A 6,224-nucleotide genomic window follows, 5' to 3' on the forward strand; every position below is an offset into this window, starting at 1 on the left:
CCGTCCGGCGCCGAGTCGGGCGAGGCCTCGCCCCCGGGCCGTGCGCCGCGCCAGCGGCACGACGGCGAAGCCGAGTGGGAGGAGTTCTGACCCGAAGCCTGGGGCCATGACGTCGGCGGCGGTGCCAACGATGGCCATTCGCGCCGCCGCTACCCTGCTGGCCTCGGGCTCACTTTATATTGTATTCGTCACGGCCTAACGGCGGAGAGGCAGTATGCCTGGTTTTCCATACGCACCGTCCCGTCGGCATCCTGGTAGGGTGTGATGGCCTCGGCAACGGCCTTCAGGATGTGCTCCCGGGCCCGATCGCTCCGACCGTCCATGGGCGCCACGAAACGCGAGGAAAGCGCCTCCCGGTAGGAGACGAACTGCGAGGCCGACTTGAACTCGAAGGTAACGGCAATACGCTGAATCCGGACGTCCGCGAAACCGGCCTCTTCCAACGCCGTGGCTGTCGCCGTGACGTCACAAAGCGCGAACGGCGTCTTCTCGCCCTCGCCCGGCGGCGGCAGCCCCAGGACACGATGCGCTGTTCTTTCCGCCAAGCTCAACGTCGGCGTCTCGTCCCCCGATGCCCAGAACGACACCGAAATCCGCCCGCCGGGCTCGAGCACACGCCGGATTCCTCCGAGGGTCGCACGAAGATCGTCGACGAACATCAGGCCGCAACGACTGAGCACGATGTCGAAACTCTCCGGGAGCGACAGCACCTCGATATCCATCACCCGGAACTCGGCATTCGTCAGGCCCGCCGCCTCGGCCCGCGCGAGGGCCACGTCGATCATCGCCGGCGAGATGTCCACGCCGAGGACCCGTCCCTCGGGCCCGACACGTCCGGCGGCCTCCAGGGCGGGCTCGCCGATGCCTGTCGCCAGGTCCAGAACGCGGTGCCCGGACGCGAGACCTACCTGATCGAACATGCAGCGCGACAAATCCCCTACCGCATTCTCGATCAATGGGAACCAGTGTTGCCAGGCCGTCGATTGGTCGTTCATGAGTATTTCTCCCCAGGCGGTCAGACTCTGCCGCCTCCGTCGAGCACCATCGGATAGCCGGCCATGAAGCGCGCAAACACAGAGGCTTTCAGGTAATTGTAATATCGAAATGCACGATTTCTTCGCGAACGAAGCTCATACCGGGCGACTATGAATGTGAGGACTGTTTGTGCAGCCACTTCTCAAACCATGCTTGGCTTTCCCCGGACGAATACCCTGCCACCAGTCCTTCAACACTTATATCCTCGTCATATCCGGCCAGAAGAGGACTTTCAGCGTAATCTGATATAACAATGATTAGACTACTCGCTCGTTTATTGACTTGAACGCGCCGGCACGTTCATTCGGGTTATACCGCGCGAGATTCACAGCCCAACCCTCTGAAATTCAAAGAAATTAGATATAGCTCAGCAGCATGACTCAGATAAACGTGCCGACCGCATTTGCCATGAGGATCGCTTTGAGTCGTTAGCATCCTTCGCACGTTAATTCGACCTGCACGGCATCCCAGGTACCAGCCATACTGCCGCCGGGAATAGTGACGCTCATACATGCGTAGGAAATTTTGGATATTTGTGACGATAAGATGAGGAGGTGGGTAGGTATCGGAGGTTAAGGCAGGAGCATGGGCCCACGAGGCATGAAGAGGCCCCCATCCTCTGGACCATCTGAGAGGCGATCTACGCTCTGCCCGGGTTGTCACCAAGCGTCAGGTCGACCGGGGCGGTAGTGAATCAAAGATCGCACCTCCACTGCCGCCCTATCCTCCAGGCCCTGAGGTGGTCTACTGATCTTCTACCAGTTGAAGTAGCTCCTCAGGTCCCGGCCAAATGGGCACCACCCTTGAGCGGCTACCCATGAACGTTGGGCACATCAAGGAATAGGACTATTGCTTTGCCCTCGCGTCAGCGCACACGGCAACGATTGACCCTGCCAATAGAGGCTGGTGATGCTTACCACCACCCTCCTCACGCCAGCTTATGTTGCACTGCACAAATTCCTATGCTATCGTTCACAGCATCAGAAACGCAGAAGGCATCGGCAGACCGCCAGGGCCTTCGACATGTTCAGCACCCCACGAGGTCAACCATGCAAAACTTCGACACCAAGCAGTTCACTGAGCAGTTCGAATCCATGTTCTTCGGCCCGGCCCGCGCCTATGCGGCCCTCACCGTCGACTACACCGAGAAGCTGGTCAGTGCCCAGCTCGAGGCCAGCAAGGCCTACGCCGACACCAGCCTGGCGCAGTTGCGCAGCCTGGCGAACGTCAAGGACGCCGAAGGCCTGCGCGCCTACTTCGAAGACCAGCAGCAGGTCGCCAAGGAGCTGACCGAGCGCCTGAAGGGCGATGCTGAGAAGGTCGTGGCCCTGCAACAGGACTTCGTTCAGCAGAGCCAGAAGCTGACCGAAAGCAACGTCAAGCAGGCCACCGAGGCTGCCGAGAGCAATGTCAAGCAGGCGACACAGATTGCCAGCAAGACCGCCAAGTAAGCGTTCTGGCCGGCCTTGCGCCAGCCGACGTTCTCACCGACGGGCCGCCGATCAATATTCGGCGGCCCGTTGCATTGGCGCTCCGGTTGCGTCCGACTACACCCTTGGTATCCACCAGGAGCGCCTACCTGACCAGCTATAGCTGCTCGCGCCACACAGCGAGACTCTCTTCCTGGTAGTCGGCCTGCCAGGCAAGCCGCTGTGAAAGCACTGACGAAAAACGGACAATCTGGATTGATGAAATGGAGGTGGAGGTGGGGGTGCGGCGCTTTTCTTGGACTCTCTCATGCTGCGATCCCCAGGCACAGGTTCATCCCCCGGTAATTCCAGGGGCAGCAAAAGCTGCTTGTCAGATGCCATCCTGTTCCTCTGCACGAAGGTCCCACTCCTGTCTCTGTTCGGGCCTTCGGTTCCACGTCTGAACCTACTATGCCCTCTGCTGACTCCCGCCCGTCGGTCAACACCGGTTGCCCGGGGTGCAGTTCACAGATGGAGGGCTTCGCGGTCACGTGCCCGCTCGCCCCGGATGTGCCACACCTCATATCGGGTTCCTGTTCGTCGCCCCGCAGCTTTGGATTGGGCTTCCTCCAGACCCCACCTCGCGATGACGCCCTTGCCCTTCTCCTAGCCTTCGGCTCTGCGAACACCTGGCAAGAGGACTTTCACCTCTCTAGTTCTGTGCCATGCCTGGCACACACGCCCGGCTCATGCGCCGGTTTAGCGCTGCAAAGCAGCGGAAAATCGGTCGCCGTGCAGCCGTTGGTTATAAACCAATGTATCTCAAGGCCTCATCGGCTCCAGTAAAATCCTGAATCGATTTAGGCCTATCAATACGATTTCCAACCAACACAAAGCGAAACTCCTCGCATAAGAGCCCAAGCTCACGACATTGGAGGGTTCCGAGAAAACTCTAGACTGAAATCATGGAGTTATCGTCCGGAGGAGGGTTGTTGCGCAGATAATCCTCCGCTTCACGCATGATCTCTTTCATCGTTTCGCCTCGCGGCTGGCATTTTTCGGCCCATGGCCGACCAGGATGCAGCACATCCCACCTCGGCCTCAGCCCCTGGAAACGTCCCCTCCCGGGTGTGTGGTTGCCAAAGCCATCGATCAGGTGATTCCATATAGGGGAAAACTTGGCGATTAGCAGCGACTCACCCAGGGGGATCCAAATATCATCGACCACCAGAAAGCGACAACAGAAGTCCCCTAGATCCAGGTTCTCTGCCTGCTCGATGCTCTTTCCGTGCTCCTTCAGCCGATTATACAAGGCAGTGGTGACCGACGAAGATATCTTCCCCTTTCGTGCTCCAGACGGCACGGCTTTCCCCACATAGATGGGCGCGTTGAATTCACCGTTCCGATTACGCTGGGCTATAGCTGAATAGGCCGGGAAATCCCCGGTGTAATAAATTGCGTAGACCCCGGCCCCACTGAATTTACTCAGCTCACCCAAGAGGCATACCGGCTGGCGTAGCATGGCCTGACCAACGCTCTCGCCCAAATGCTTCTTGTCGAGAGGATTGAAGGGGATAATCTTATCGGTCATGCCTGCTTCCTATACCGCTGGCTGGCCAAGTGACGCAATTGAGTCAACGCCAACTGCTCCGCGACCGAACAAGCCACGACACGCCCAAGTGCAACGGGCACGGCATTGCCTAACTGGCGCATGGTTTCACTCCAAGCACCATGAAAGGTGTAGCCATCGGGAAAGGTTTGCAAACGTGCCGATTCACGAACCGTGAAATATCGCACGCTGCCATCGTCACGAACCATCATGTTCTCGCCACCAGGAACCCCATGATCGCCAGCTTTCAGTGTTTTGGAGGGGAGGTCCAATGGACTTCCGGTATGTCCCGGATAGGCCCGAGCCCCATCCTGGAAATTATGGTTTCGAAAGCTCTCCGCTCCTCGCTTACGAGGATCCGGTACATCCGCGAGCGCATCCCTAACCGTGCGCCACGGCTTGTGCTCCTGCGGGAGCAGTTCACTAGATAACTTGTGAATACGGTTAACCATGCGGCCGGGTATCTCCGGCCGGTGTTTCTTCGCGATTCGATGGTGATCCCAGTAATCGCCCGTGACCCATTGTGAATGCAATAAGGCGTCATAGGAGTGAGTTGGCGACGGGAACGACCACTCGACTCCCAGATCCGCGCGAAAGCCCACGATGAACACGCGCTCGCGTTTCTGAGGAATGCCATAGTTAGCGGCATTCACCAGCGTGGGGACTACATTGTAAGTCAGCCCATTGAGGTGCAGGGCTCCGGAAGTCTTTTCTTCCTGCAAGCGCTTGAGATGCGCTGGCCAAGTCTCGCCATCGCGACGAACGACTTCCGGAAACTCGAGCTGCAACAGAATGTACTGGTAGTAATTTGCAAAGCTGGACCGCGTCAGTCCCTTCACGTTTTCGATGAGGAACGCCTTGGGCTTCAAGCGCTGAACGACATCCACGGTAGCCGGGAACATATCGCGGGCATCACCAAAGGCCTTGTGACGGCCGCCCATGGAGAAAGGTTGGCAAGGCGGGCCCCCGGCGACCAAATCGATATCCTCGGGAATGCCGGACCAGTCGAACTCCCGAACATCGCCCGACCACAGAGGCCAATCCTGGACCAATGGGAAGCCGTTCCGTTGATTCTCGCGAATCGTATCGCTAGCCCAGCGATCCCGCTCGACGACAGCCAAAGACTCAAAACCGGCGAGGGATACCCCCATCGCCAAGCCCCCTGCGCCCGCGAATAGCTCAACCGATTTCATCATGATCCGTTCCCGTCTTGTTGTTCAGAAAATCCCTTATCCACCGAGCGGTATCTTCAAGATCCACCAACTGACACTCCCACACCACCAATACGCGCCACCCAAGCTCCTGTAGTCGAATTTGATTCCGCCGATCACGCAACCGGTTGGCTTCCAGTTTCCGTTCCCAGAAGGATACCCGGCTCTTGGGTAACCGGGCCAGCCTACACCCCTCGTGACGGTGCCAAAAGCAACCGTGCATGAAGATCACCGCCCGACGCGAGGGAAAAACCATGTCGGGCGTCCCCGGCAAATGCTTGGCGTGCAGACGGTACCGGAAACCCATGCCATGCACCAGGCTTCGCAGCTTCATTTCCGGCTTGGTGTTCTTCGCCCTGACGCGCGACATTCGCTCGCTACGCTCACTGGGTGAAAGGGTATCGGCCATGATGAGCACGAGATGGAAGGATTGACGACCAGATTAGCATTGATCGGTCGTGGGGCCTCCTTCCCCGCCGAATACGGCTTGTATCCCCGCCATACCTCGTCCATCACCAGCGGTTCATACTATCTGGATGCCGAACCGCAGCAACCCGGATCCCCGACGCAAACGTTATAGCGCGGGGATAGGCGCCCCACCAGATGTAGAGGCCTTCGAGACGCTGCCTCCTGAAAGAGGTGCTGAGCCGGCTGCCACAACGGCAATATCGGCTGGGCCGAGGCCAGTCGCAACGTGGCCGAGGCACGCGAGACCATCCGGCACACCTGGGAGGCCTATCTGGCGACCTTCCTGGTCGAGGAGGAGCAGCGTATCGTCGCCGAAATGAGGCCGCTATTGCAGAGCGCCGATGCCGCGGTGGATCGCCTCCAGGCCATCCTGCGCCAGGAAGATGCCGCGGCCTTGGAGGGCTTCATCGTCGATGAGCTTTACCAGCGCATCGATCCGGTCTCCGAGGCCTTCGGTCGACTGAAGGAGGTGCAGCTCGACGTGGCCGAGAC

General features: G+C 58.9%; 6 protein-coding genes. 2 read left to right on the plus strand and 4 right to left on the minus strand.

Annotated elements, in window-relative coordinates; all coding sequences use genetic code 11:
• Positions 1-188: 188 nt before the first annotated feature.
• Entirely contained in the window at positions 189-995 is an 807-nt protein-coding gene (locus tag IE093_RS21940; RefSeq protein WP_189473028.1) for a class I SAM-dependent methyltransferase, read from the minus strand.
• A gap of 1,089 nt (positions 996-2,084) precedes the next feature.
• Here IE093_RS21940 and IE093_RS21945 point away from each other — a divergent pair.
• A complete protein-coding gene (locus IE093_RS21945) occupies positions 2,085-2,486 on the plus strand; it encodes a phasin family protein (protein ID WP_189473030.1) in 402 nt (133 codons plus the stop codon).
• A gap of 910 nt (positions 2,487-3,396) precedes the next feature.
• On the opposite strand, the gene IE093_RS21950 is transcribed toward IE093_RS21945, so the two are convergent.
• The 3 genes from IE093_RS21950 to IE093_RS21960 are packed head-to-tail and all read right to left on the minus strand — an operon-like array spanning position 3,397 to position 5,673.
• Positions 3,397-4,035, minus strand: coding sequence for an Eco29kI family restriction endonuclease (locus tag IE093_RS21950; protein ID WP_189473032.1), 639 nt, complete (start codon positions 4,033-4,035; stop codon positions 3,397-3,399).
• Positions 4,032-5,249, minus strand: a complete 1,218-nt coding sequence (locus IE093_RS21955; RefSeq protein WP_229803889.1) for a DNA cytosine methyltransferase — start codon at positions 5,247-5,249, stop codon at positions 4,032-4,034. The genes IE093_RS21950 and IE093_RS21955 overlap by 4 nt, the downstream gene beginning before the upstream one ends.
• On the minus strand, positions 5,233-5,673 hold the full coding sequence (locus IE093_RS21960) for a very short patch repair endonuclease (protein WP_189473034.1): 441 nt from the start codon (positions 5,671-5,673) through the stop codon (positions 5,233-5,235). Before IE093_RS21960 ends, IE093_RS21955 begins: the two co-directional genes overlap by 17 nt.
• 285 nt (positions 5,674-5,958) lie before the next feature.
• On the opposite strand from IE093_RS21960, the gene IE093_RS21965 reads away from it, so the two are divergent.
• Positions 5,959-6,224: hypothetical protein (locus tag IE093_RS21965; RefSeq protein ID WP_229803891.1), on the plus strand; the 266-nt coding region annotated here is incomplete at its 3' end.

It is taken from the genome of Litchfieldella qijiaojingensis, assembly GCF_014651875.1.
Classification (GTDB): Bacteria; Pseudomonadota; Gammaproteobacteria; order Pseudomonadales; family Halomonadaceae; genus Litchfieldella; species Litchfieldella qijiaojingensis.